This is a genomic window from Streptomyces sp. NPDC002574 (assembly GCF_042889545.1).
GTDB lineage: Bacteria > Actinomycetota > Actinomycetes > Streptomycetales > Streptomycetaceae > Actinacidiphila.
Map to the genome: position 1 here is coordinate 648,006 of NZ_JBIARB010000001.1, position 22,643 is coordinate 670,648.

Below are 22,643 nucleotides of genomic sequence, written 5' to 3' on the forward strand. Positions count from 1 at the left end.
CATGTTCGTCCTATTCGCTGCGAGGGTGACTTCGTACCTGTTCACGCCGCGCCGCGTGTCCCTCGCCCTGCTGGCCATGACGCTGACCGCCGCCGGCTGCCAGGGGACGCCGTCCGCCCAGGAGTCCATGGTCGCCACCGCGCGCGCGGCGGCCACCCCCGCCGCCCCGAAGGTGTCCTGCGTGGACCGGGTCCTGGCGGGCATGAACGACACCCAGCGCGTGGGCCAGCTCTTCATGGGCGCGGCCAAGCTGAACACGCCGCCGAAGGCGGACCTGGACGCGATGCGCAAGTACGCGGTCGGGTCGGTGTTCCTCGCGGGCCGCAGCACGGCCGGCGTCAAGAAGACCCGGACCCTGGTCGACAGCCTGCAGAAGTCGCTCGGGGAGACGGTGGCGGGGCAGCGGGTCGGCCTGCTGGTCTCCACCGACCAGGAGGGCGGCCAGGTGCAGGTCCTCAAGGGCACCGGCTTCTCCACCATCCCCAGCGGCAAGACGCAGGGCACGTGGTCCACCGCCACGCTGCGCACGCGCGCGCAGGGCTGGGCGAAGCAGCTCAAGAGCGCGGGCGTGAACGTGAACCTGGCGCCGGTCGCCGACATCGTGCCCACCTCGATCGGCACGGCGAACATCCCCATCGGCCGCTACGGACGCCAGTTCGGCTCGACGTCCACCGTGGTGTCCCCGCACGTCACGGCATACGTGCAGGGCTCGAAGTCGGCCGGCGTGCTGACCACGCCCAAGCACTTCCCGGGCCTCGGCAGCGTGCGCGGCAACACCGACACGACCGCCTCAGTGACGGACACCACGCTGACCCGCACGGGCAGCAACATCGCCCCGTTCCGTGCGGGCATCTCCGCCGGCACCGGCCTGGTGATGGTCTCGCTGGCGACGTACAAGCGGATCGACCCCCAGCACAAGGCCGCGTTCTCCTCGCTGATCGTCAACCAGATGCTCCGCCACGACCTGGGCTTCAAGGGCGTCATCATCTCCGACGACCTCGGGCAGGCGAAGTCCGCCCAGTCCGTGACGCTCAGCCAGCGCGCCCTGACCTTCCTCCGCGCCGGCGGCGACCTCACCCTCACCGTCACGCCCAAGGGCATCCCCACGATGGCCGAGGGCATCCGCTACGCCATGCGCCACGACCCGAAGGTGCGCACCCTGGTCCAGAACAGCGCCCGCCGCATCCTGACCGCCAAGCAGGCCGCGGGCGCGCTGCGCTGCACGACCTGACGCGCCCCTTCCCGCGGCCCCGCCGGTCACCTCGGCAGGGCCGTCCCCCACGCGGCACCGGCCGGAGCCACACTTCGCGGCGGCGCGGGACAAGCCGATGCCGGTCGCGAGGCAGTCCCGGACCGGCTCCGCGCTGATCTCAGGCGTCTTCCTCGCCGCGCTCGAAGAAGGTGCCCCCCTTGAGCTTCTGGTACGCCGGCTCGGCTCTCGCCATCCATGCGTCCACATCGACCGCCATCGAGGGAAACCTCTCCTTGCGAGGCCCGGCCAACGCGGCGATCTCCTCCCAGAGTCAGCAAGGCAGGTCTCGTTCTCCAGACCGATCGCGACGGCCACTCGGAAGGAGTCGTCCGACCTCAGCCACTGCTTTCCCACTTCGACGATGCGGGCGACGTCCTTGGCGTCGATGATCCACGACAGGGAGAGCAGCTGCTCCGAGACGTACCCCGGAGTGACACCAGGGGCCCTGTGGTCGACGAGGAAGGCCATGACGTCCTCGACCCCGACCATCGCGGCCTCCTGTACCCACGCCACTCGTGCGGACCGCCGCGGTTCGCGGCGGAACGCCACGCGCCTTCGACCCATGATCAGGGCACTCGCGATCCACGTCGAGCAGCCGACCACAGACCCCGAACCGCGCTCCCTCGGCCTCAGGCCGCCCTTAGCCGGACCTTAAGCGCGTCATAAGAAATCGAACGCACGCCCAGCTCAGGTCATTTGTCCGAATGCCCCTCGCTAGCGTGCCGGTTCATGAGGAACTCACATCGCCGTCGCCCCACGCGCAAGGTCGCCCTGCTCGGGGGCCTCACCGCGGGCGCGGTCGTCGCGGCCGGCGCCTTCGCTCTCGCGGGGTCGGCGCAGGCCGCCACCGTCGGTGCCGCGTACAGCAAGACCAGCGACTGGACCACGGGTTACACCGGCCAGTACGAGATCAGCAACTCCTCGGGCTCGACGCTGTCCGACTGGACGCTGACGTTCGACCTCCCGGCGGGCACCAGCATCAGCTCGCTGTGGAACGCGACCTGGACGGCGGCCGGTCAGCACGTGACCGTGCGGCCCGCGAACTGGAACAAGGACATCGCCGCCGGGCAGGCGGCGCAGGTGGGCTTCGTGACGAAGTCCTCCGCGACGGCGGGCAACCCCGTCAACTGCCGTATCAACGGCGTGAAGTGCTCGGTGGACGACGGCGCGACCGCCACCCCCAGCGGCCGTCCCACCGCGACCGCCACTCCGACGGTCGCCCCGACGGCCACGCCCTCCCCCACCCGTACCGCGACGGCCACGCCGACCCCGACGGCGACACCGACCCGCACCGCGACGCCGACGGCCACCGCGACCGTGCCCCCGGCCTCCGGCGCGACCGCCGGTTTCGCGCCGTACGTCGACACCTCGCTCTACCCGGCCTTCGACCTGCTCGCGCACTCCCGGTCGACCGGTGTGAAGCAGTACAACCTGGCGTTCGTCACCGACGGCGGCGGCTGCACCCCCAAGTGGGGCGGCGTCACCGACGTCGCCGCGGACGCGCAGATCGGCGACCTGCGCAAGGCCGGCGGCGACGTGCGCGTCTCCTTCGGCGGCGCGTCCGGCTCCGAGCTGGCGACCACCTGCTCCTCCCCCGCGGCGCTCGCCGCCGCGTACGGCAAGGTCGTCGACACCTTCAAGCTCACCCAGGTGGACTTCGACATCGAGGGCGGCGCCATCGCCAACGCCACCGCCAACTCCAAGCGCGCCAAGGCCATCGCGCAGCTCCAGGCGTCCCACAGCGGCCTGGACGTCTCCTACACCCTGCCCGTCATGCCGACCGGTCTCACCCAGGACGGCGTCAACCTGCTCGCCGACGCCAAGGCCAACGGGGTGCGCGTCGCCGCCGTCAACATCATGGCGATGGACTACGGCGCCTCCTTCAGCGGCGACATGGGCGGTTACGCCATCGACGCCGCCACCGCGACCCAGGCGCAGATCAAGAGCGTGCTCGGGCTGTCGGACGCGGCCGCCTGGAAGGCCGTCGCCGTGACCCCGATGATCGGCGTGAACGACGTCAGCACCGAGGTCTTCCGGGTCGACGACGCCTCGCAGTTGGTGGCCTTCGCCAAGTCCAAGGGCCTGGGCTGGCTGTCGATGTGGTCCGCGACCCGTGACAAGCAGTGCCCCGGCGGTGCCAAGAACTCCGCCGACGCGACCTGCAGTTCGATCGTCCAGGACGCGAGCGCGTTCTCGAAGGCGTTCGCCGCCTACAACCGCTGAGCCCGCGGGCCCGCTCCACCCCACCAGCCATCTCCCGATCCCCCCACACGAGCGCCCCGGCCGGCAGTTCACCACCGCCCCGGCCGGGGCGCTCTTCTCATGTGCGGGGGTGCGCGGACCCGTTCAGCAGGCCGTCGAGCAGCGCGGCCAGGCCGACCTCGTACTGCGTGCGGCCCGAGTCCTGCGCGGCGCTGAGCTCGGGGGCGAGACCGGTCAGCGACGGATAGCGCTCCGGCGGGAGTTCGGCGAGGCGCTCACGGATCTTCTCGCGGAGATTCACCTCCGCGTCGCACTCGGCCCGCTTGCGGCGCACGGCCCACATGGCCGAGCCCACCGTGTACTGCATGAGCGCGACCTGTCCGGCCGCGGCCGCGGCGGGTTCCAGGCCCGCGCCGCGCAGCAGGCAGAGCATCCGGTCGATGACGCTCAGCGCCTCGTCGCCGCGCAGCGGACGGCTCGCCAACAACTGCAGCGCTGCGGGATGTTCACTGAAAAGTCGGTACACCCCCACACAGAGTTCAATAAGCTGCTCGCGGGGCGCGCCGGCGTCCGGGGGAATCTCGATCTCACCGAGCAGCCGCTCGTTGACGGCGTCGTTGAGTTCCTCCTTTCCCTTGAAGTGCGAGTAGACGGCCATCGTGCCCACGCCCAGTTCCTGGGCGAGCGCGCGCATGGTGAAGGCCTCGGGCCCGTCACGGTCGAGAAGCGCGACAGCCGCGTCGAGGATGCGGTCGGGGTTGAGTGTGTTGCGGGGGACGCGGCGCCGTGGGGAGCGGGCCGGCGGGGTGACAGTCATGAGGGATGTGTGTCCGGTCATGGGAGCGGTCGGGGAGCGGTTTCCTTGATTCTCCCGCGTTCACGGGCAACCCATGACGGTCGTGCGGCGTCTTTTCGCACGCGTTCACGAGCACACACTGTTGAACCTCGGACGAACCAGGAGTTACCGGAATAGGCGGGGGTGGTGTTCAGGTTGCCTAGCGTACGTCGTACGGTAGTCCGCATGAGCTCTCACAGGGAGAGGACGGGGAGAACGGCCCGATGACCATGACCACCACCGCGCCGCGGGCCGCCACCTACAGGGGCGGCCTGCGCTGGTGGACCGAGCTGCCGCTGATCGCGGTGGTGTACGGCCTCTACACGACGGGACGCCTCCTGGTACGCGGGGACGTGGGGCGAGCGGTGGACCACGGCATCACCATCCTCCACCTGGAGACCACACTCACCCTGGACCCCGAACGCTGGCTCAACACCCTCTTCAGCCGTTACCGGGCGCTCGGCATTCCCGCCGACTTCTGGTACGCCTCCCTGCACTACCTGGTCACCCCCACCGTGCTGATCTGGCTCTGGCGGCGGCGCCCGACCGTCTACCGCTTCGCCCGCACCTGGCTCATGACCTCCACCCTCATCGGGCTGATCGGCTTCACCCTGGCACCCACCGCCCCGCCGCGGCTGCTGGCCGGGCGGCACGGCTTCGTCGACACCATGGCGCAGTACGGCTCCTACGGCTGGTGGGGCGGCGACGCGAGCGCCCCGCGCGGGCTCGGCGGGCTCACCAACCAGTACGCGGCCATGCCCAGCCTGCACGTCGGCTGGTCCCTGTGGTGCGGCGTCGTGCTCTGGCGCTACGGGCGCACCCGGTTCGTGCGCGCGCTGGGCATCGCGTACCCGCTCGGCACGGCCCTCGTCGTGATGGGCACCGCCAACCACTACTTCTTCGACGCGGTCGCCGGCGCGGCGGTGATGGGCCTCGGCCTCCTGCTCACGCGGCCGTTCCTGCGCGCCGTGGACGGCCTGCGGGGCGCGGTCACCGCACGGTTCGCCGGCCCGCCGCGGCACGTCTCCTCCCCCGTCGTCGCCTCCTCGCGGGACGCCGCCCTGGCCGAGCGCCCGACCGGACGGCAGACCGCGAAGCCGGCCGTCCCGGCCCAGCGCGGGGCCCGGCCACCGGCCCGGGAGTCCCACGGCTGAACCGCGGTGGCCCCCGTTGTCGGTGGGGAGTGCGAGACTTGCGCGGGTGAGCACTACGCACGATCTGCGAGAGCGGTTGGCGGGGCTGCGCGGCCCGGGAACCACGGCGCGCCCGATGGACGCGCGGGCCCTGGCGGCGCTGGCGGCGAACCCGGGCTGCCGGCGCCGCGCGCTGCTGGACGCCGCGGGGGTGGACAAGGCGGCGGTGGCCGGCGTGCTGGGCAATCCGGCGCCGTTCGGGCAGTCGCAGTTCGCGTTCATCCGCGGCCACGCCTTCGAGGCCCGGGTCAAGGGGAACGGCTGCGCCGAGCTGCTGCGCCTGCTGGGCGCGCCGGAGGACACCGAGGTCACGCTGCCCGACCTGACCGCGCCCGGCCCCGAGGGCCGCGTGGAGCGCACCCGCCTCGCGCTCAAGGAGGCCACCGCCGCGGCCCGTTGGACGGTGCTGGACCATCCGCTGCTGGCCCTCGAGGTCGCCGACTCCCCGGTCTACCTGGAGCCCGACGCGATCGCCGTGCGCCCCGACGGGTCGTGGACGGTGATCGAGGTCAAGTCCTTCCCGATCCTGGACGGTTCGGCGGACGCGGTGAAGGTCGGCGCCGCCGCCCGGCAGGCCGCGGTCTACGTCCTGGCCCTGGAACGGCTCGGTTTCGGCGCCCCGGACCACCGCGTGCTGCTGGTCTGCCCCAAGGACTTCTCCAACCTCCCGGTCGCCGAGGTCGTCGACGTCCGCAAGCAGTTGTCGGTCACCCGGCGGCAGCTCGCCCGGCTCACCCGGATCGAGGAGATCGCCGACACCCTGCCCGAGGGCACCACCTTCGACCTGCAGCTCGCCGACGACCGGCGCACACCCACCCGGCCCGGGCCGGAGCTGCGCGCCGCGGTGGACCTGCTGCCGGCGGCGTACGCACCCGAGTGCCTGGCCAGCTGCGAGCTGTCCTTCCACTGCCGCGAGCAGGCGCGGGCCTGCGGCGCCGTGGAGGCGCTGGGCCGCGGGGTCCGCGCCGAACTCGGCTCGCTCACCGATGTCGAGCAGGTGCTGGCGGCCGCGCTCGGCGGCGAGGCCGCCGAAGGTGACGCACCCGACGGAACCGCCGTGCCCGACGACCCCGCGGTGGCCGCCCTGCGACGGGCCGCCGCGCTCCGTGCGGAGGCGCTGGGATGTCGCTGATCTCCGTGCTGGCCAGGGCGGAGGCGATGGCCACCGGGCGGGCGACCCCGCTCGCGACCGTGCGGCACCGCCATCTGTCGGACCGGCCGCTGGTCCTGGTCCTGCTCACCACCGCCGGCGAGGTCGGCGCCCCCCTCGGCGCGCTCGTCGGCTCCGCGCGCACCGAACCCCGGCTGCTGACGGTTCCGCAGCCGCGCGACCGCGACCTGCGCTTCGCCTTCCTCGCCGAACTCGCCCAGATCGTGCTGCCCTACCTGGAGAGCTTCGCCGACGACACCGAGACCGAGCCCGCCACCCGCAACCGGGAGGAGTCGGAGGTCTGCACCGACGCGCCCCAGCTGCTGGTGGCCAATACCGCCGCCGTGGAGTACGTCCGGCTGCTCGGCCGCTCCACCCGCTTCCGCCGCACCGCCGAGGACGACCCGGACGAGCCGCACCCGGTGCCCGCGCGGGTGCCGCTGCTCGGCCGGTGGCTGACGCACTACGGGGAGCGCGCCCGCACCCCCGGCTCCTCACTGCTGCTGCCCGCGACCGAACTGCTGACCCGGCACTGGGCCACCGGCCAGAGCAATCTGGAGGACCAGCACCTCGGCGCCCTGCTGGCCTGGATCGACCCACCGCAGGACGTGCCGGGCGCCGAGGCGGCGCGGCGCGCGGAGAGCGTGCGCGGCACCGACGGACTGCTGGAGTGCCCGCCGGCCGGCCCCGCCACGGACCCCGTGTTCGACAACGCGGTGCTCGCGCCCGCCACGGCCCGCTTCGACGCGGGCATCCCCGGCGCGGCGGACGAGATCGCCGCGCTGCTCGCCGGGCAGATGCGTCCCACCTGGGACGCGATCTGGCGCTCCCTCGACCTGCTGCGCGAACTCCCCGCGGGCGCCCACGTCGAGGAGCGGTGGAAGCGCGACCGCTGGTCGTACACCTCGCACCGGGACCGGGTACGGGCCGGGGAGCCGCCGCAGCCGCGCCGCGACGACGCGGTCTCCGCGGCGCAGAAGCTGGCAGGGCGGGAGACCGCGCAGGTCCGGCTGGAGGCGCAGGAGGCGCTGGACGACCCGCTGGAGATGGCCGGACGGCGGCTGGCCGGCCAGGCCTTCGCGGGCGAGGTGGTGGACGTGCGGATGGCGATGAGCGAGGGCAGGATCCCCAAGCCGCGCCCGCTGGTGACCGTGGCCACCGAGGACCGGCCGCATCTCGACCCGGACGCCAAGGTCTACCGCGCCCTGCCGGACGGCCGCACGCAGCAGGCGCAGTTCGTGGAGTGGGCCGGGCCGGGCACCGTGCTCCTGCGGGTGGTGAACGGCATGGGCCGGTCCAAGGTCCCCGACCCCGGGACCGTGCCGGAGGCCGGTGACGCCGCGTGCTGGACGCTGTTCGAGCACGCTCCGCGCGGCGGCGCGGGACTGCCGGACCCGGAGGACACCCCGTGGACCCACGGCGGCCCCCCGGGCGCCGCGACCGCCGCCGGCACCGCAGCTGCCGCCACCGGCACCACCACCGCAGCCGCGCTCGCCGAGAGCGCCGACCCCGCGACCGCAGAGGACTATTTGTGAGCCCGAGCCCGGTGAGCGAGGCGGCCCGGGCCGCCGGCGCCGCGACCGAGCGGATCCTGCACGACACCCTGCACGGCACGCACCGCGGCGTGGTCGTGGACTCCCCGCCCGGCGCGGGCAAGTCCACGCTGGTGGTGCGCGCCGCCCAGGAGCTGGTCGCGGCGGGCGAGTCCCTGATGGTGGTCGCCCAGACCAACGCCCAGGTCGACGACCTCGTGGACCGTCTGGCCACGGCCGACCCCGGCCTGCCCGTCGGCCGGCTGCACGGCAGCGACTCGCCGCCGGACCCCTCGCTGGACCGGCACGCGTCGGTGCTGAAATCGACCAAGGCCGCCGACCTGACCGGCGCGAAGGTGGTGATCGCCACCGCCGCGAAGTGGGCCTTCACCGCGGCCTCCAAGGACGTCGAGCCGTGGCGGCACGCCATCGTCGACGAGGCGTACCAGATGCGCTCGGACGCGCTGCTCCAGGTGGCCGGGCTGTTCCAGCGGGCGCTGTTCGTGGGCGACCCCGGGCAGCTGGACCCGTTCAGCGTGGTCGGCTCCGAGCAGTGGGCGGGGCTGAGCTACGACCCCTCGGCGAGCGCGGTGGTCACCCTGCTGGCCCACAACCCGGGGCTGCCGCAGCACCGGCTGCCGGTGTCGTGGCGGCTGCCCGCCTCGGCGGCACCGCTGATCTCCGGCGCCTTCTACCCGTACACCCCGTTCCGCAGCGGCACCGAGCACGGTGAGCGGCGGCTGACCTTCGGCGTTCCCGGTGACGGCTCCGGACCCGACCGCGTGCTGGACGAAGCGGCGCTGGCCGGCTGGGGCCTGCTGGAGCTGCCGGCCCGCCGCACGCCGCGCACGGATCCGGAGGCGGTGCGCGCGGTCGCGCTGGTGACCCGGCGGCTGCTGGACCGGGGCGGGGTGGCGCACTCCGAACGCGGCACCGCACCGGTCGGCCCGGACCGGATCGCGGTGGGCACCGCGCACCGCGACCAGGCGGCGGCGGTCCGGGCGGCGCTGGCCGACCTCGGGGTCCGGGGTGTGACGGTGGACACGGCGAACCGGCTGCAGGGCCGGGAGTTCGACGTCACCGTGGTACTGCACCCGCTGTCGGGGCGCCCCGACGCCACGGCCTTCCATCTGGAGACCGGCCGGCTGTGCGTGCTGGCCTCGCGGCACCGCCACGCGTGCGTGGTGGTGTGCCGGGCGGGCGTGCCGGAGCTGCTGGACGAGCACCCCTCGACGGAGCCGGTGCAGCTCGGGGTGACGGTGAAGTTCCCGGACGGCTGGGAGGCCCATCACGCGGTCCTCTCCCACCTCGCCGAACACCGTGTGACCTGGCATCCCTGACGCGTCCCCGCCCCGTCCCCGCCTCGCCGAGGTCCTCTTGCGCGAGGCGGGACAATAGAAGGCGCTGACGATCCTGGAGGTACGTACATGTCCGAGCCGCAGTCGGCTCACAGCGCGGCGGGCAAGCCGCCCGCCCCTCGGCTGAAACCCGCCCAGCTGCTCTTCGAACCCGCGGCGATCGCCGAGGACGACGAGCACTTCTTCGACCTGGAGTCCATGGAGGACCCCAGAGAGCTGCTGGCGCGCTCCACCGAGCTGGCCCTGGCGTTCCGGGCCGCCGCGGACCGCGCCACCGAGTTCCAGGCCATGGCCGCGGCGCAGCTCGCCGACCCCAAGCGCTTCGACCGGCTGGTGCCGGCGGCGATCGCCGAGCAGGCGGGCTGGTCGGAGGACTACGCCAAGCGGATGATCGAGTTCGGCCAGGGCCTGCTGCAGGGCGGTTCGAGCGGCTCGTAACGCACGCATATATGCGGCCGGGGCACGGTACCCGACCCCCGGCCCGCGTGTCCCCCCTTCTACCGGATTGGCGTAACGAAACGTTCACGCACGGTAGTTGTATATGTCATGAGTGATGGGCAGTGGCATACATGGCCGGGGGGCATGATCGATTCTGCTTCCTCAGGCGTACCCGACGCGGCAGGCTCCGCCGCGTACCGGCATGCGCAGTACGTGACCCCCGACGGAGCCGAATGGCTGGCCTCCGCCAGCTCCTTCCCGCGCAGCGTCCGGGCACTGTGGTCCGCCCGGCCGACGGCCCCCACGGTGCTGCCCTGCGGCACAGCCTTCGACGTGGTGAACCTGCCCGCGCTCTTCGGCCGCCGTGTCCTGGAGCAGCTGTGGTCCGCGGGCCCCGGCTCCGGTCCCGCCGCCGAGTGCCGCGGGCGCATCCTGCTGCTCGTCGCGCCGGGCGCCGCGCAGCGGCTCCCCTCACTGCTGTCCTGGGAGGAGTGGGGCAGACCCGTGCCGCCCCTGCTCTGCCACGGCGAGGGCGACTCGGTGGCCCTCCCCCCGCCCTACGCCGAGTGCTCCACCGCCCGCTCCCGCTGGCTCGTCGCCCCCGACACCCACCGCCCCTGGCTCCCGGGGGCCGCCGAGGTGCTGCGGGCCTGCGTCCGGGCGGCCCGCTGACCGGCCGGCCCGCCGCCGAATATCGATTTTCACCCGCCCGCAAGCGGATGCTAATCTCTACGACGTGAGCGAGCGCCGCTAGCTCAACTGGCAGAGCAGCTGACTCTTAATCAGCGGGTTCGGGGTTCGAGTCCCTGGCGGCGCACCATCATCGACGGGCGTCCTCCCTCCGGAGGGCGCCCGTCGTCGTGTGCGCGACAGCGCGCTCGGCACCCCCCTTCTCCGTCCGCCACGGGTGGCGGTTGGTGATCCGCACCGTCCAGCCGTCGTCGGCCGGGTCGTGGGCGAGCACCTCGACGGTGAGGCCGGAGGCGGGGTCGGCGAAGTGCTCGCCCGGCCGGAAGGGCGCGTCGTTGAGGGAGTTGAACGAGGCGCTGCTGTACTCGCAGGCCGAGGTGGCCGGGTGGGCGTCGCGGACGGTGACGGGGCCGTGGCCGGAGTCGACGTCGGTGCGGACCCGGTAGACGAGGACGCCCTCACGGCAGGCCTCGGTGTCGTTGCCGCGGGCGGCGCGGGCCTCGACCACGTAGGCGCTGGTACGCCCGAGCGGGATGACCGCCGCCTTGCGGCCGCCGGAAACCTCGACCGGGGACAGCCGCACCAGGTGCGACGCGGCGTCGCGGACGCAGAGGATCTGGGCGTCGTCGAGCCAGCCCAGGCGCCACTTGTGCCAGGCGAACAGGTCGCCCTGCAGCCCCCAGTCCAGCGACATGCTGTCCCACTGGCCGGCCAGGTCGTCGGTGCGGCCGAAGCGGTCGACGGCGTACAGGTCGGGCAGTCCGAAGGCGTGGCCGTTCTCGTGGCTGAGCACGCGCGCGCCCGACTGGTCGTGACCGTATATCAGGGACACCCGGTCCAGGTGGGCGCCGTCGTCGGTGGTGGCGGCGGAGGCACCGGTCCAGGTGACGGAGAGCACGGCCTGGTCGGCGGGCGGGCCCGCGTTGGGCGTGACCAGGACGTTGACCAGGCTGTAACCGGAGAAGTCGATCTTCTTGTCGGCGACCTTCAGCAGGTCGCGCATCATGGCGGTGTGCGCGTTCCAGCCGTAGCCGCGCCCTATTCCGTACGCGGTGAAGGGACGGGGCATGCGGATCCAGTGGAGCACCGCCGTGGAGTCGTAGCGCAGCCTGCCGTACGAGGCCCGGTGGAACCACTGCCGCACGGCGGGGAAGAACTCGCGGTAGCGCTCCTTCGCGGCATACGGGGCGGGCTTGTCGGGGAAGTCGACCATGAGGGTGAGGGCGCGCACGTCGCCGGTGGCGGTGGCGAAGTCGTGCCCGCCGTCGGTGAACCCCTCCGACATGGCCGTGCCCGGCGCCGCCCGCAGGGCGCAGGGCCGGTCGGCGGGCGGCAGGCCGGCGGCCGTACCGCTCTTGGTGACGGCGCTGCTGCCCGCCGCGAAGAGCATCACGCAGGCCGCGACGGCCAGCGCCCGCGATCCGCGCACCGCCTAGCCCTGCGTGACCCGGACGGTCCAGGAACCGTCCTGGTGGCGGGCGACGACGTCGATCCGCGAGTCGGAGCCGACCTCGTACTCCTGGCCCGCGCGGAAGGGGGCGTCGGCGAGCGGCGGGTAGACCGAGACCTGCGAGCAGCCGGAGGTGCGCGGGTGGCCGTCGATGACGTCCACGGGGCCGTCGCCGGACTGGACGTCGGCGCGCACCCGGTACATCAGGACGCCCTCGGTGCAGGTCAGCCGGTCGTTTCCGGTCGCGGCGCGGACCTCGACGGCGACGACGGACTTCAGACCGGCGGGTACCACGAGGAGCTTGGTGCCGCCCGGCCGTTCGACCGGGGTGATCCGGTAGGTGTGCGTGCCGCTGTCGACGACGCAGTGGACCTGCGAGGAGCGCAGCCAGCCGAGCTTCCACTTGTGCCAGGCGAACAGATCCGGTGCCAGTCCGAACTGACTGCCCATGATGTCCCAGTCCCCGACGTGCGTGTCCCAGTCGGCATGGCTGCCGGCCGGCGGGCGGTAGTACAGGTCGGGCAGGTCGAAGGCGTGCCCGGTCTCGTGCGCGAGGACGTTGACGTCCGGCGGGTGGCTCTCGAAGACGGTGACGAAGCGGCGCAGTTCGATGCCGTCGGCGTGCAGCGGCGAGCCGAGGCTGACCACCTTGGTGGCGTCCGGGTCGACGCCCGGGGCGTCGGGGTCGGCGACGAGGTAGACGACCTCGTAGCGGCGGAAGTCCACGCGCGGGTCGGCGGCCGCCACCGCGTCGCTGAGGAAGCGCGAGCGCACGGGGGCGCCCCAGTCGCGTGCTATCGAGTACGCGGTGGAGGGCAGCGGCATGCGCAGCCAGACCGGCACGACGTGCGGCCGCAGCCGGAAGGCGCCGTAGGAAGCGCGTGCGAAGTACTGCGCGGTGGCCGGGAAGTGGTCCTTCGCCAGCTCGTCCGGGGTGAGGCTGGGCCGGGCGTCCGGGAACGACAGGAAGACCATCACGGCGTCGACGTCCGCCCGGGGCCGCGGGTAGGTGGGGTCCCAGGACGACACGCCCTCGGAGTGGTGGGCGGTGCCGCGCGGCAGGACGCACACCTCGCCGCCGGCACCGCCCGCGGAGGGTCCGGTGACCAGGGTCCAGGCCACGACGGCGGCGAAAACGCTCATCGCCGCGACCGCGGCCCGCAGCACGCGACGGGCGGCGCGCGGGGATTCACCCCTGCGAACACGCCGATGCGCACGTATGGGTAGCCCTGGCAGCGGCACGTGGACCTCCCGGACGGTGTCGGGACACCCACATCACGCTGCTATGTTTTGCGGTGTTTCGCCCCCTTGTGCTGCGCCGCCTGGGTTACCGTCCGATCACTACAGTGCGTAATGAGTGACGAAAAACGATCAATTCAATTCACGACGCGGCGAGAAATGACCAACGCCACACCCCGAACGCCGAGAATCACCGCTACGGCGGTGGCCGCGCCATTCGGAAAACCTCTATGATCGGCACATTTCCAGGATGAACACCGCCTCTTGGCGGTCATTCGATCCCTCCACGACCATGTGTGCGAGACGACAGCAATACGGGAGTCAGCGATGGGCGGACCCTCGGGAGGCCCCGACCTCGACCCCGAGATGACGGCCCCCACAGTCACTCAATGTCATCCTCCGGCCCCGGAACGGTCGGTCTCGGAGGTCCACGACTACCGTGCCGCCTTCAACGTGGCACGGCTGCCCATGGCGCTGATCGGCCCCGACGGGCGGGTCCGCGAGGCCAATCCGGCGCTCGGTCAACTGCTGGGCGCCGACCCGGTGCGGCTCACCGCGCTCACCGCTGCGGAGCTCGTCGGCCTCGCGGGGAACGGCGGTCCCGACGGCCGTCCGCCGGCCGCGCGGACCACCCAGGGCGATCCGGCGGCGCCGCCCGGCGGCGCGGAACCCGACCCGGCCGCCGTGCCCGCCGATCCCATGGAGTCCACCGACACCGAGGCCCCGGAGAGCACGGAGTACGCCGAGTACGAGGCGGTACTCACCGGCCGTCGCGAGGAGTTGCGCCGCACTCGTCCGGTCCGCGGGCCGGACGGCCGCACCGTGTGGGCCGAGGTCGTCGTGGTGCCCGTCCCCGGCGGGGTGCTGCTCTCGGTGGAGGACCTGGGCGAGCGCCACGAACTGCGCGAGCAGCTGCGGCACCTGCGCATGCACGACCCGGTCACGAAACTCCCCAACCGCCAGCTGTTCTTCGAACGCCTGGCCACCGCGCTGGAGGGCGCCGGCAGCCGGACCGGCCGCATCGGCCTGTGCTACCTCGACCTGGACGGCTTCAAGGCCATCAACGACACCCTCGGCCACCGGACCGGCGACCGGCTGCTCAAGGCCGTCGCCGAGCGGCTGACCGACTGCGCGGCGCGGCTCGGCCGCAGCGGCACGCTCGTCGCCCGGCTCGGCGGCGACGAGTTCGCGGTCCTCGTCGAGGACTCCACCGGCACCGGGCAGGCCACCGCGCTCGCCGAGTCCGTACTGAGCGCGCTGCAACGCCCGTTCGACCTGTCCGGTCATCGGCTGGCCGTCTCCGCGAGCATCGGCGTGGTCGAACGCGAGGCGTCGGGGACCACGGCCACCGGCATCATGCAGGCCGCCGACACCACGCTGTACTGGGCGAAGGCGGACGGCAAGGCGCGCTGGACGCTGTTCGACCCCGAGCGCAACGCGCACCGCATGACCAAGCAGGCGCTGTCCAGCACGCTGCGGCAGGCGGTGGAGCGCGGGGAGTTCGTGCTGGAGTACCAGCCGCTGGTCGAGCTGGGCAGCGGCAGCCTGCGCGGGGTCGAGGCCCTGGTGCGCTGGGAGCACCCGCACTTCGGGCTGCTCGGGCCGAACCGGTTCATCCCGCTGGCCGAGGAGAACGGCTCGATCGTCCAGCTCGGCCGCTGGGTGCTCGCCGAGGCGTGCCGCCAGGCGCGGCAGTGGCAGAAGGACCACCCGGACGACCCGATCTTCGTCAGCGTCAATGTGGCGGTGCGCCAGGTCTGGGACTCCGACCTGGTCGCGGACGTGGCCGAGATCCTGGACGACACCGGGCTGCCGCCCGAGCTGCTGCAACTGGAGCTGACCGAGTCGGCGGTGATGGGCTCGGCGGGCCGTCCGCTGCAGGCGCTGCACGCCCTGCACGAGATGGGGGTGCACATCGCCATCGACGACTTCGGCACCGGTTACTCCAACCTCGCCTACCTGAGCCGGCTGCCGGTCTCCGCGCTGAAGCTCGATGGCACCTTCGTCCGCGGCTTCCGCGACACCCTGCACCCGAACCCGGCCGACGAGACGATCGTCGAGGCCCTGGTCCAGCTCGCCCACCGGCTCGGGCTGACCGTGACCGCCGAGTGCGTGGAGAACGCCGAGCAGGCCGAGCGGCTGCGGCGGATCGGCTGCGACACCGGGCAGGGCTGGCTGTACTCGCGGCCGGTTCCCCCGGAGCGGATCGCCGAGCTGCGGCGGGACGGCACCGGGGACCTGGCGCCCGGGACCCCGCGGGATGCGACGGAACCAGGAGAGCCGGGAGAGCCGGGGGAATAAGCGGAGTCGCTCTCCGGTTGTCGCTGCCCGTACGCAGCACCGACCGGCCCAGGAGGCGACGGACCGCAGTGGAGACGAACGACCCCGTACGAGGCACCACCCTCGGCACCGCACCCGTGCCCCTGTCCGTGCTCGACCTGGCGACCGTCGGCGCGGGCCTGACCGCGGGCGACGCGCTGCGCACCGGCGTCGAGCTGGCCCGGCTCGCCGAGGCCCGGGGATACCAGCGCTACTGGGTCGCCGAACACCACTCCATGCCCGGGGTCGCCTCGTCCTCCCCCGCCGTGATCCTCGCCCATCTCGCCGCGCACACCGAGCGCATCCGCCTGGGATCGGGCGGCGTCATGCTGCCCAACCACGCGCCGCTGGTCATCGCGGAGCAGTTCGGCACGCTGGAGGCGCTCGCCCCGGGCCGTGTCGACCTCGGGCTCGGGCGTGCGCCGGGCACCGACGGCGCGACCGCCGCCGCGCTGCGCCGCAGCGACCGGCTCAACGAGAGCGCCGACGACTTCCCTCAGCAGCTCGCCGAGCTGGTGCGGTTCCTGGACGACGACTTCCCGGCCGGTCACCCCTACGCCCGCATCCACGCCATTCCCGGTCCCGTGCAGGGCACCGCCCCCGGCGGTGTCCAGTCGGCCGCGCGTCCCACGGTGTGGCTGCTCGGCTCCAGCGGCTTCAGCGCCCGGCTGGCCGGCGCCCTCGGCCTGCCCTTCGCCTTCGCTCACCACTTCTCGGCGGCGAACACCGTCCCGGCCCTGGAGCTGTACCGCGAGTCCTTCCGGCCCTCCGCCGTCCTGGACAAGCCGTACTCCGTCATCGGCGTCGCCGCACTCGCGGCGGACGACGAGAAGGAGGCCGGCCGCCAGGTGCTCACCGGGGCCCTGTCGATGCTGCGGCTGCGTACGGGACGCCCCGGGCTCGTCCCGACCCCCGAGGAGGCCGAGGCCTACGAGTTCAGCCCCGCCGAGCGGGAGTTCGTCGACTCCTGGCTGGTCAACATCGTCCACGGCACGGCCGAGCAGGTCCGTGACGGGCTGAACGCGCTGGTGGAGCGCACCGGGGCGGACGAGCTGATGCTCACGGCCAACACGCACAGCCCGCAGGCGCGCCTGCGCTCGTACGAGCTGGTCGCCGACGCGTACGGGCTGCCCACGGCCTGATCCGCGGCCGGACAGCACGGGCCGGCCGGGGGCGTCGGCCCCGGCCCGCCTCACACGTCGACGGCGACGTACTTGATCTCCAGGTACTCGTCGATGCCGACGAAACCGCCCTCGCGCCCGATCCCGGACTGCTTCACGCCGCCGAAGGGCGCCGCGGGGGTGGACACCACGCCCTTGTTGAGGCCGAGCATGCCCGTCTCCAGTTCCTCGGCGTAGCGGATGCCGCGCCGCAGGCTCTCGGTGAAGACATAGGAGACGAGGCCGAAGACGGTGTCGTTGGCCAGCCGGATCGCCTCGTCGTCATCGGTGAAGGTGACGACGGGCGCCACGGGCCCGAAGATCTCCTCGCGGAGCATCGCCGCGTCGGCGGGGACGTCGGCCAGCACGGTCGGCGGGTAGAAATAGCCCGGCCGGTCGGCGAGCGGCGCGCCGCCGGTGATGACCCTGGCCCCACTGGCGACGGCGTCGCGCACCAGGCGGTCCACCTTGCCGAGTCCGGCGCCGTCGATGAGCGGGCCGACCTGGGCGCCGGGTTCGGTGCCCCGGCCGACCACCATGGAGCCCAGCTTCTCGGCCAGCCGCCCGGTGAACGCCTCGGCCAGGTCCTGGTGCACGTACACGCGGTTGGCGGCGGTGCACGCCTCGCCGATGTTGCGCATCTTGGCGATCGCGGCGCCCTCCACCGCCTTCTCCAGGTCCGCGTCCTGGCAGACGACGAGCGGCGCGTTGCCGCCGAGCTCCATGGAGGTGCGCAGCACGCCCTTGGCGCTCTGCCCGATCAGCTTCTGCCCGACGCCCGTCGAGCCGGTGAAGGAGAGCTTGCGCAGCCGCGGGTCCTCCAGCAGCGGGGTGGACACCTCGCCCGGCCGCGAGGTGGTCAGCACGTTGAGGACACCGTCGGGCAGTCCGGCCTGGCCGAGGATCTCGGCGAGGGCGAGCATCGACAGCGGCGTCTGGTGCGCCGGCTTGACGATCATCGTGCAGCCCGCGGCGACGGCGGGCCCGATCTTGCGGGTGCCCATGGCCATCGGGAAGTTCCACGGGGTGATCAGCAGGGCCGGTCCCACCGGCTGCCGCATCACCCAGATCCGGCCGTTGCCGTCCGGAGCGGTCGCCCAGCCGCCGTCGACGCGGACCGCCTCCTCGGCGAACCAGCGGAAGAACTCGGCGGCGTAGAGGATCTCGCCGCGGGACTCGGCGACCGGCTTGCCCATCTCCAGGGTCATCAGCAGCGCGAGGTCGTTCTGCCGTTCGACGATGAGCTCGTACGCGCGCCGAAGGATCTCCCCGCGCTCGCGCGGCGCGGTGGCCGCCCAGCCGGCCTGCGCGGCGGCGGCCGCGTCCATCGCCGCGCGCGCGTCCTCGGCGCCGGCGTCGGGCACCGCGCACAGCGGTTGCGCGGTCGAGGGGTCCTCCACCTCGTACTCCCGGCCGTCCTTCGCGGGCCGCCACCGGCCGCCGATCAGCAGCCCCTTCGGCACCCGTTCCACGACCAGTTGCTCGCGCTTGCCGTTCATGCCGGTGCTGTCGCTCATCACCGCTCCCTGCCTCTCGCGGACGGTCCGGGCAGTCGGATACCCCTCCACATTCGCATGAATGCCTCCCGTACGCCGGGGTAGGCGCGGCCCTCGTGTGGTCGGCGCACCGCACGGAGACGAACTACCGGAGGTCTGGCACATGACGGAGCGCAGCGACAGTACCCGGCGGGGGTTCCTCACCCGCACCGCGGCCGCGGGCGGCCTGGCGATGGTCCCCGGGCTGCTGTCGGCGTGCAGCCGCACGCAGGTGGGGACGGGCGCGCCCGTCGGGGACGAGGACCTGCTGGCGAAGCTGAGGAAGCAGGGGTACGTGCGGGTGGGCTTCGCCGGCGAGGCCCCGTACGGCTACCAGGACGGCGGCAGCCTGGCGGGCGAGGCCCCGACCCTGCACCGGGAGATCTTCAAGGCCCTGGGGGTGCCGGAACTGCGCCCCACCCTCACCGACTTCGGGGCGCTCATACCCGGGCTGAGCGCCGACCGCTTCGACGTGGTGAGCGCGGGGATGGCCATCACCCCGGACCGCTGCCGCAAGGTGATCTTCTCCGAGCCCGAGTTCGTCTCGCCGACCTCGCTGATGGTCCGCAAGGGCAACCCGAAGCACCTGGGCGACCTGGTCTCCTGCGCCCGCGAACAGGCCACGGTGGGTGTGCTGACGGCGGCCGTCGAGGCGGGCTACGCGGACGCCGCGGGGGTCCCCGCGTCCCGGGTGAAGGCGCTGGCCAAGCAGCAGGACGGGGTGGACGCGCTGCTCGCCGGGCGGATCGACGCCTTCGCGCTGACCGGCATCTCGCTGCGCTGGCTGGCCAGGACCAACAAGGACGCGGCCGTCGAGGTGCTGGACCCCTTCCTTCCCGTGGTCGGCGGCAAGAAGCAGTACAGCCCGGGCGGCGCGGTGTTCCGGACGGACGCGACGGGGCTGCGCGACGCGTTCAACGGCCAGCTGAAGAAGATCACTTCCGACCCGGACCACTACACCTCCCTGATCGGCCGGTACGGCTTCACCCGGGCGGAGGTGCCACCGGCGAACCTGCGGACCGCCCAGCTGTGCAAGGCGTGAGGCCCGCCTGTGATCACCGAGGCAAGTGAGTCCCTGTCCGTCCTGACGGAGGTCACGCGGTCGCTGCCGAGCATCGGCGCCGGCCTGTGGGTCACCGTGCAGGCCACCGTCCTGGGGGCGCTGACCGCGCTGGTGCTCGCCTTCGTCCTGGGCTTCATGGCGCGCTCGCGCCGGGGCCTTGTGCGCGGGGTGTCCCGGGTCGTCGTGGAGTTCTTCCGCGGCACCTCCTTGTACGTGCAGCTGTTCTGGCTGTTCTTCGCGCTGCCGATCCTGGGCTTCAAGCTCGCGCCGCTGGCCTGCGCGGTCGTGGCGTTCGGGCTCAACTACGGGGCGTACGGCTCCGAGGTGGTGCGCGGGGCGATCGACGCGGTGCCCAGGGCCCAGGCGGAGGCGGCCGTCGCGCTGAACATGACGCCGTGGCAGCGGATGCGGCTGGTGGTCCTGCCGCAGGCGTGGCCGCAGATGATCCCGCCGTTCAACAACCTGCTGATCCAGCTGCTGAAGTGCACCCCGCTGATGTCGCTCATCACCATCTCCGACATCACCTTCCAGATGGACCAGGTCCGTTCGACCACCGGTGACACCGCCACGGTGTACCTGCTGCTGCTCGTCGTCTACTTCGTCCTGGCCTACGTCCTGACGCTGGCCATGAACGCCCTGGAGTCCGTGGCCAAGGCGCGCCTCGGGCAGCCGGCGGGAGGTCGTGCCTGATGTGGAACTGGGAGACGGTCCGCGAGGGCCTGCCGCTGATCCTGCGCGGCTTCGAGGTGACGCTGCTGGCGACCGTGCTCGGCTCGCTGCTGGCGATCGTGCTGGGCCTCGGCATCGCGGTGCTGCGGCGCACGGCGGGCCCCTGGGTCACGGTGCCGCTGCGCGCGGTCGTGGAGTTCGTGCGGTCGACACCGGTGATGATCCAGCTCTTCGCCGCCTGGGTGCTGCTGCCCGCGCTGCAACCGCTGGTCATCGGGATCACCGTGCTCGGCGTGCACTACGCGACGTACACCTCCGAGGTCTACCGGGCGGGCATCGACGCGGTGCCGCGGGGCCAGTGGGAGGCCGCCAAAGCGCTGTCGCTGCCCCGGACGCGTACCTGGTTCGCGGTGGTGCTGCCGCAGGCGGTGCGGAGGATCGTGCCGGCCCTGGGCAACTACGTGATCTCGATGTTCAAGGAGACGCCGTTCCTGTCGGTGATCACCGTCGACGAGATGGTGCACGAGGCCAACACCTTCGGCAGCGACCACTTCGCCTACCTGGAGGCCTTCACCCTGGCCGCCGCGATCTTCCTGGTCGCGAGCACCCCCACCTCGATCCTCATGCGGAAGCTGGAGAAACGCCTTGCTCACTGACGAGACCCACCACCCCGCCAAGACCTCCGTGGCCCCGGCCGTCCGCTTCGACCAGGTGGTCAAGCGCTACGGGGACCACACCGTGCTGGACCACCTCGACCTGGAGGTCCGCCGCGGCGAGCGGGTTACGCTGATCGGCCCGAGCGGCAGCGGCAAGACCACCATCCTGCGGCTGCTGATGACCCTGGAGCGGGTCACCGAGGGCGTCATCCAGGTGGACGGCGAGCCCTTCTCGCACATGCCGGGCCGCGGCGGCCGGCCGGTGCCTGCGGACGAGAAGCACCTGCGCACCGCACGGCGCAGGATCGGCATGGTCTTCCAGCACTTCAACCTCTTCCCCAACATGAAGGTGCTGGAGAACGTCACCGAGGCCCCGGTGCACGTGCTGGGCATGGACCGCGACGAGGCCGCAGAACGCGGCCGCGAGCTGCTGGAACTGGTCGGCCTGGCCGACAAGCAGGACGCGCATCCCACCCGGCTCTCCGGCGGCCAGCAGCAGCGGGTGGCCATCGCCCGCGCGCTCGCGATGCGGCCGGACATCCTGCTGCTGGACGAGGTGACCTCGGCGCTCGACCCCGAACTGGTGGCCGGAGTACTGGACGTACTGCGGGACATCGCCCGCAGCACGGACATCACGCTGCTGTGCGTCACGCACGAGATGGGGTTCGCCCGGGACGTCTCCGACCGCGTGCTGATGTTCGACGGCGGGAAGGTGGTGGAGTCGGGTACGCCGGAGCGCATTTTCGGCTCCCCGGAGCACCGCAGGACCCGGGAATTCCTCGGTGCGGTGCTCTGACGGAAAGTGGGCCGTGCCCTGGGCATATGCCAGAGTGGCGCGTTCCTGCATATACGTCCGAAGGCGTTCAGACAAAGCTTCAACGGGCTCTACTCGAAACCGCTTTGAGGCTATCGTGGAATGCGGCCCGGCTGCCGGGTCCCGTCCGTCGTGCGCGGTGGCCGTGACCAGCAGCCACAGCAAGGACGCAAACGGTCACACCTGTAGGGGGACACCGTGGCGCTTGAGCACCGACAGGTCGCGCCGGTCTACGCCGTCCAGCACGCGCTGCGCGTGCTGGAGACCGTGGACAAGCACCGGCACGGCGTCAGCGCCGAGCAGCTCGCCCGCGAAATCGGCGTGCCCATCGGATATCTATCGCAACTGCTCGCCATGCTCAATCGGGAGCGCTATCTCAACGCCCTGCCCGGTGGTGGGTACGCGGTCGGTGAATCGCTCGTCCTGCTGGGCAGCGCCAGCCGTGACACGGCGCTCGCCGAGAAGATCAAGAACGTACTGATGGCGCTGCGCGACGAGGTCGGCGCGGCGGTCTACTTCAGCCGGTACGACGACGGCGAGGTCAAGATCGTCGACTTCGCCGACGGCCCCGCCGCGCCCAAGGTCAACGAGTGGGTCGACTTCCGCTCCGCCGCGCACGCCAGCGCGGTCGGCAAGTGCCTGCTCACCCAGCTCGACCACGACGGCCGCCGCGACCACCTGTCGCGGCACAAGATCGTGCGGCTGACCTCGAAGACCACGATCAGCGAGAAGGTGCTGCTGACCAAGCTGGAGAGCCAGCCGGCCAGCGCGCCCACCCTCGACCTGCAGGAGTACGCGATCGGCACGGTCTGCGCCGCCATCCCGGTGACCATCGGGGCGACGGTCGGCTGCCTCGCGCTCTCCCTGCCCGTCAACCAGGCCCACCGCCTCAAGGGCGCCGCCGACACCCTCAACGAGCGCGCGGCCCCCGTGCTGCTCTCGCTCGCCCTCTGACACCGCACGGAACACAGAAGGGCGCCCCTCCCGGAGGAGGGGCGCCCTTGTGCTGTGCGCCGCCAGGGACTCGAACCCCGAACCCGCTGATTAAGAGTCAGCTGCTCTGCCAGTTGAGCTAGCGGCGCGCGCGA

General features: G+C 72.5%; 19 protein-coding genes and 2 tRNA genes. 16 read left to right on the forward strand and 5 right to left on the reverse strand.

Translation table 11 applies throughout. The annotated features are described in order from the left end of the window. The first annotated feature begins 25 nt into the window (after positions 1–25). Positions 26–1,231 carry a glycoside hydrolase family 3 N-terminal domain-containing protein gene (locus ACFYXS_RS03090; protein WP_389243155.1) on the forward strand — a complete coding sequence of 402 codons (1,206 nt, stop codon included), beginning with the start codon at positions 26–28 and terminating at the stop codon, positions 1,229–1,231. A gap of 750 nt (positions 1,232–1,981) precedes the next feature. Further along, entirely contained in the window at positions 1,982–3,475 is a 1,494-nt protein-coding gene (locus ACFYXS_RS03095) for a cellulose binding domain-containing protein (protein WP_389243157.1), read from the forward strand. Positions 3,476–3,572: 97 nt separating this feature from the next. On the opposite strand, the gene ACFYXS_RS03100 is transcribed toward ACFYXS_RS03095, so the two are convergent. Beyond that, on the reverse strand, positions 3,573–4,271 hold the full coding sequence (locus ACFYXS_RS03100; RefSeq protein WP_389243159.1) for a TetR/AcrR family transcriptional regulator: 699 nt from the start codon (positions 4,269–4,271) through the stop codon (positions 3,573–3,575). 242 nt (positions 4,272–4,513) lie between these two features. On the opposite strand from ACFYXS_RS03100, the gene ACFYXS_RS03105 reads away from it, so the two are divergent. The 7 genes from ACFYXS_RS03105 (at position 4,514) to ACFYXS_RS03135 (ending at position 10,780) form a co-directional block, all read left to right on the forward strand. Continuing rightward, positions 4,514–5,443: a phosphatase PAP2 family protein gene (locus tag ACFYXS_RS03105; protein ID WP_389243161.1), complete on the forward strand. Its 930-nt coding sequence runs from the start codon at positions 4,514–4,516 to the stop codon at positions 5,441–5,443. A 115-nt stretch (positions 5,444–5,558) separates the two neighbouring features. After that, on the forward strand, positions 5,559–6,614 hold the full coding sequence (locus ACFYXS_RS03110; protein ID WP_389243510.1) for a hypothetical protein: 1,056 nt from the start codon (positions 5,559–5,561) through the stop codon (positions 6,612–6,614). After that, positions 6,605–8,167, forward strand: a complete 1,563-nt coding sequence (locus tag ACFYXS_RS03115; RefSeq protein ID WP_389243163.1) for a hypothetical protein — start codon at positions 6,605–6,607, stop codon at positions 8,165–8,167. The genes ACFYXS_RS03110 and ACFYXS_RS03115 overlap by 10 nt, the downstream gene beginning before the upstream one ends. Continuing rightward, complete coding sequence (locus ACFYXS_RS03120) at positions 8,164–9,504, forward strand: AAA family ATPase (RefSeq protein ID WP_389243165.1); 1,341 nt, start codon at positions 8,164–8,166, stop codon at positions 9,502–9,504. The genes ACFYXS_RS03115 and ACFYXS_RS03120 overlap by 4 nt, the downstream gene beginning before the upstream one ends. Positions 9,505–9,591: 87 nt before the next feature. Then, the gene (locus tag ACFYXS_RS03125) at positions 9,592–9,960 is read left to right on the forward strand and encodes a hypothetical protein (protein WP_389243167.1); all 369 of its coding nucleotides are present in this window, start codon (positions 9,592–9,594) and stop codon (positions 9,958–9,960) included. Between the two features lie 144 nt (positions 9,961–10,104). Continuing rightward, on the forward strand, positions 10,105–10,632 hold the full coding sequence (locus ACFYXS_RS03130; protein ID WP_389243169.1) for a bifunctional DNA primase/polymerase: 528 nt from the start codon (positions 10,105–10,107) through the stop codon (positions 10,630–10,632). Between the two features lie 72 nt (positions 10,633–10,704). Further along, positions 10,705–10,780 (forward strand) — tRNA-Lys (locus tag ACFYXS_RS03135). On the opposite strand, the gene ACFYXS_RS03140 is transcribed toward ACFYXS_RS03135, so the two are convergent. Then, positions 10,781–12,079: a M6 family metalloprotease domain-containing protein gene (locus ACFYXS_RS03140; RefSeq protein ID WP_389243171.1), complete on the reverse strand. Its 1,299-nt coding sequence runs from the start codon at positions 12,077–12,079 to the stop codon at positions 10,781–10,783. 3 nt (positions 12,080–12,082) lie between these two features. Next, the gene (locus ACFYXS_RS03145; protein ID WP_389243173.1) at positions 12,083–13,243 is read right to left on the reverse strand and encodes a M6 family metalloprotease domain-containing protein; all 1,161 of its coding nucleotides are present in this window, start codon (positions 13,241–13,243) and stop codon (positions 12,083–12,085) included. A 564-nt stretch (positions 13,244–13,807) separates the two neighbouring features. Here ACFYXS_RS03145 and ACFYXS_RS03150 point away from each other — a divergent pair. After that, positions 13,808–15,640: a putative bifunctional diguanylate cyclase/phosphodiesterase gene (locus tag ACFYXS_RS03150; protein ID WP_389243512.1), complete on the forward strand. Its 1,833-nt coding sequence runs from the start codon at positions 13,808–13,810 to the stop codon at positions 15,638–15,640. A gap of 68 nt (positions 15,641–15,708) precedes the next feature. Continuing rightward, the gene (locus ACFYXS_RS03155; protein WP_389243175.1) at positions 15,709–16,800 is read left to right on the forward strand and encodes an LLM class flavin-dependent oxidoreductase; all 1,092 of its coding nucleotides are present in this window, start codon (positions 15,709–15,711) and stop codon (positions 16,798–16,800) included. Between the two features lie 50 nt (positions 16,801–16,850). Here the strand turns inward: ACFYXS_RS03155 and ACFYXS_RS03160 are convergent, their stop codons facing one another. Further along, a complete protein-coding gene (locus tag ACFYXS_RS03160; protein ID WP_389243177.1) occupies positions 16,851–18,335 on the reverse strand; it encodes an NAD-dependent succinate-semialdehyde dehydrogenase in 1,485 nt (494 codons plus the stop codon). Between the two features lie 142 nt (positions 18,336–18,477). Between ACFYXS_RS03160 and ehuB the strand changes: the two genes are divergently transcribed. The 5 genes from ehuB (at position 18,478) to ACFYXS_RS03185 (ending at position 22,509) form a co-directional block, all read left to right on the forward strand. Next, the gene (ehuB, locus tag ACFYXS_RS03165; RefSeq protein WP_389243180.1) at positions 18,478–19,395 is read left to right on the forward strand and encodes an ectoine/hydroxyectoine ABC transporter substrate-binding protein EhuB; all 918 of its coding nucleotides are present in this window, start codon (positions 18,478–18,480) and stop codon (positions 19,393–19,395) included. Between the two features lie 12 nt (positions 19,396–19,407). After that, on the forward strand, positions 19,408–20,106 hold the full coding sequence (ehuC, locus tag ACFYXS_RS03170) for an ectoine/hydroxyectoine ABC transporter permease subunit EhuC (RefSeq protein ID WP_389243514.1): 699 nt from the start codon (positions 19,408–19,410) through the stop codon (positions 20,104–20,106). Further along, the gene (ehuD, locus tag ACFYXS_RS03175; protein WP_389243182.1) at positions 20,106–20,741 is read left to right on the forward strand and encodes an ectoine/hydroxyectoine ABC transporter permease subunit EhuD; all 636 of its coding nucleotides are present in this window, start codon (positions 20,106–20,108) and stop codon (positions 20,739–20,741) included. Before ehuC ends, ehuD begins: the two co-directional genes overlap by 1 nt. Next, on the forward strand, positions 20,731–21,537 hold the full coding sequence (gene ehuA / locus ACFYXS_RS03180) for an ectoine/hydroxyectoine ABC transporter ATP-binding protein EhuA (protein ID WP_389243184.1): 807 nt from the start codon (positions 20,731–20,733) through the stop codon (positions 21,535–21,537). The genes ehuD and ehuA overlap by 11 nt, the downstream gene beginning before the upstream one ends. 216 nt (positions 21,538–21,753) lie before the next feature. Beyond that, on the forward strand, positions 21,754–22,509 hold the full coding sequence (locus ACFYXS_RS03185; protein ID WP_319661561.1) for an IclR family transcriptional regulator C-terminal domain-containing protein: 756 nt from the start codon (positions 21,754–21,756) through the stop codon (positions 22,507–22,509). 55 nt (positions 22,510–22,564) lie between these two features. Here ACFYXS_RS03185 and ACFYXS_RS03190 read toward each other — a convergent pair. Continuing rightward, a tRNA-Lys gene (locus ACFYXS_RS03190) sits at positions 22,565–22,637 on the reverse strand. Positions 22,638–22,643 lie beyond the last annotated feature (6 nt).

Excerpts from the sequence above, each read along its gene's own strand:
- ACFYXS_RS03105 (WP_389243161.1), top strand. The coding sequence starts at position 4,514 with ATGACCATGACCACCACCGCGCCGCGGGCCGCCACCTACAGGGGCGGC.
- ACFYXS_RS03150 (WP_389243512.1), top strand. The coding sequence starts at position 13,808 with ATGGCGCTGATCGGCCCCGACGGGCGGGTCCGCGAGGCCAATCCGGCG.
- ACFYXS_RS03115 (WP_389243163.1), top strand. The coding sequence starts at position 6,605 with ATGTCGCTGATCTCCGTGCTGGCCAGGGCGGAGGCGATGGCCACCGGG.
- ACFYXS_RS03130 (WP_389243169.1), top strand. The coding sequence starts at position 10,105 with ATGATCGATTCTGCTTCCTCAGGCGTACCCGACGCGGCAGGCTCCGCC.
- ACFYXS_RS03160 (WP_389243177.1), bottom strand. The coding sequence starts at position 18,335 with ATGAGCGACAGCACCGGCATGAACGGCAAGCGCGAGCAACTGGTCGTG.
- ACFYXS_RS03125 (WP_389243167.1), top strand. The coding sequence starts at position 9,592 with ATGTCCGAGCCGCAGTCGGCTCACAGCGCGGCGGGCAAGCCGCCCGCC.
- ehuD (WP_389243182.1), top strand. The coding sequence starts at position 20,106 with ATGTGGAACTGGGAGACGGTCCGCGAGGGCCTGCCGCTGATCCTGCGC.
- ACFYXS_RS03100 (WP_389243159.1), bottom strand. The coding sequence starts at position 4,271 with ATGACTGTCACCCCGCCGGCCCGCTCCCCACGGCGCCGCGTCCCCCGC.
- ACFYXS_RS03145 (WP_389243173.1), bottom strand. The coding sequence starts at position 13,243 with ATGAGCGTTTTCGCCGCCGTCGTGGCCTGGACCCTGGTCACCGGACCC.
- ACFYXS_RS03095 (WP_389243157.1), top strand. The coding sequence starts at position 1,982 with ATGAGGAACTCACATCGCCGTCGCCCCACGCGCAAGGTCGCCCTGCTC.
- ehuB (WP_389243180.1), top strand. The coding sequence starts at position 18,478 with ATGACGGAGCGCAGCGACAGTACCCGGCGGGGGTTCCTCACCCGCACC.
- ACFYXS_RS03110 (WP_389243510.1), top strand. The coding sequence starts at position 5,559 with ATGGACGCGCGGGCCCTGGCGGCGCTGGCGGCGAACCCGGGCTGCCGG.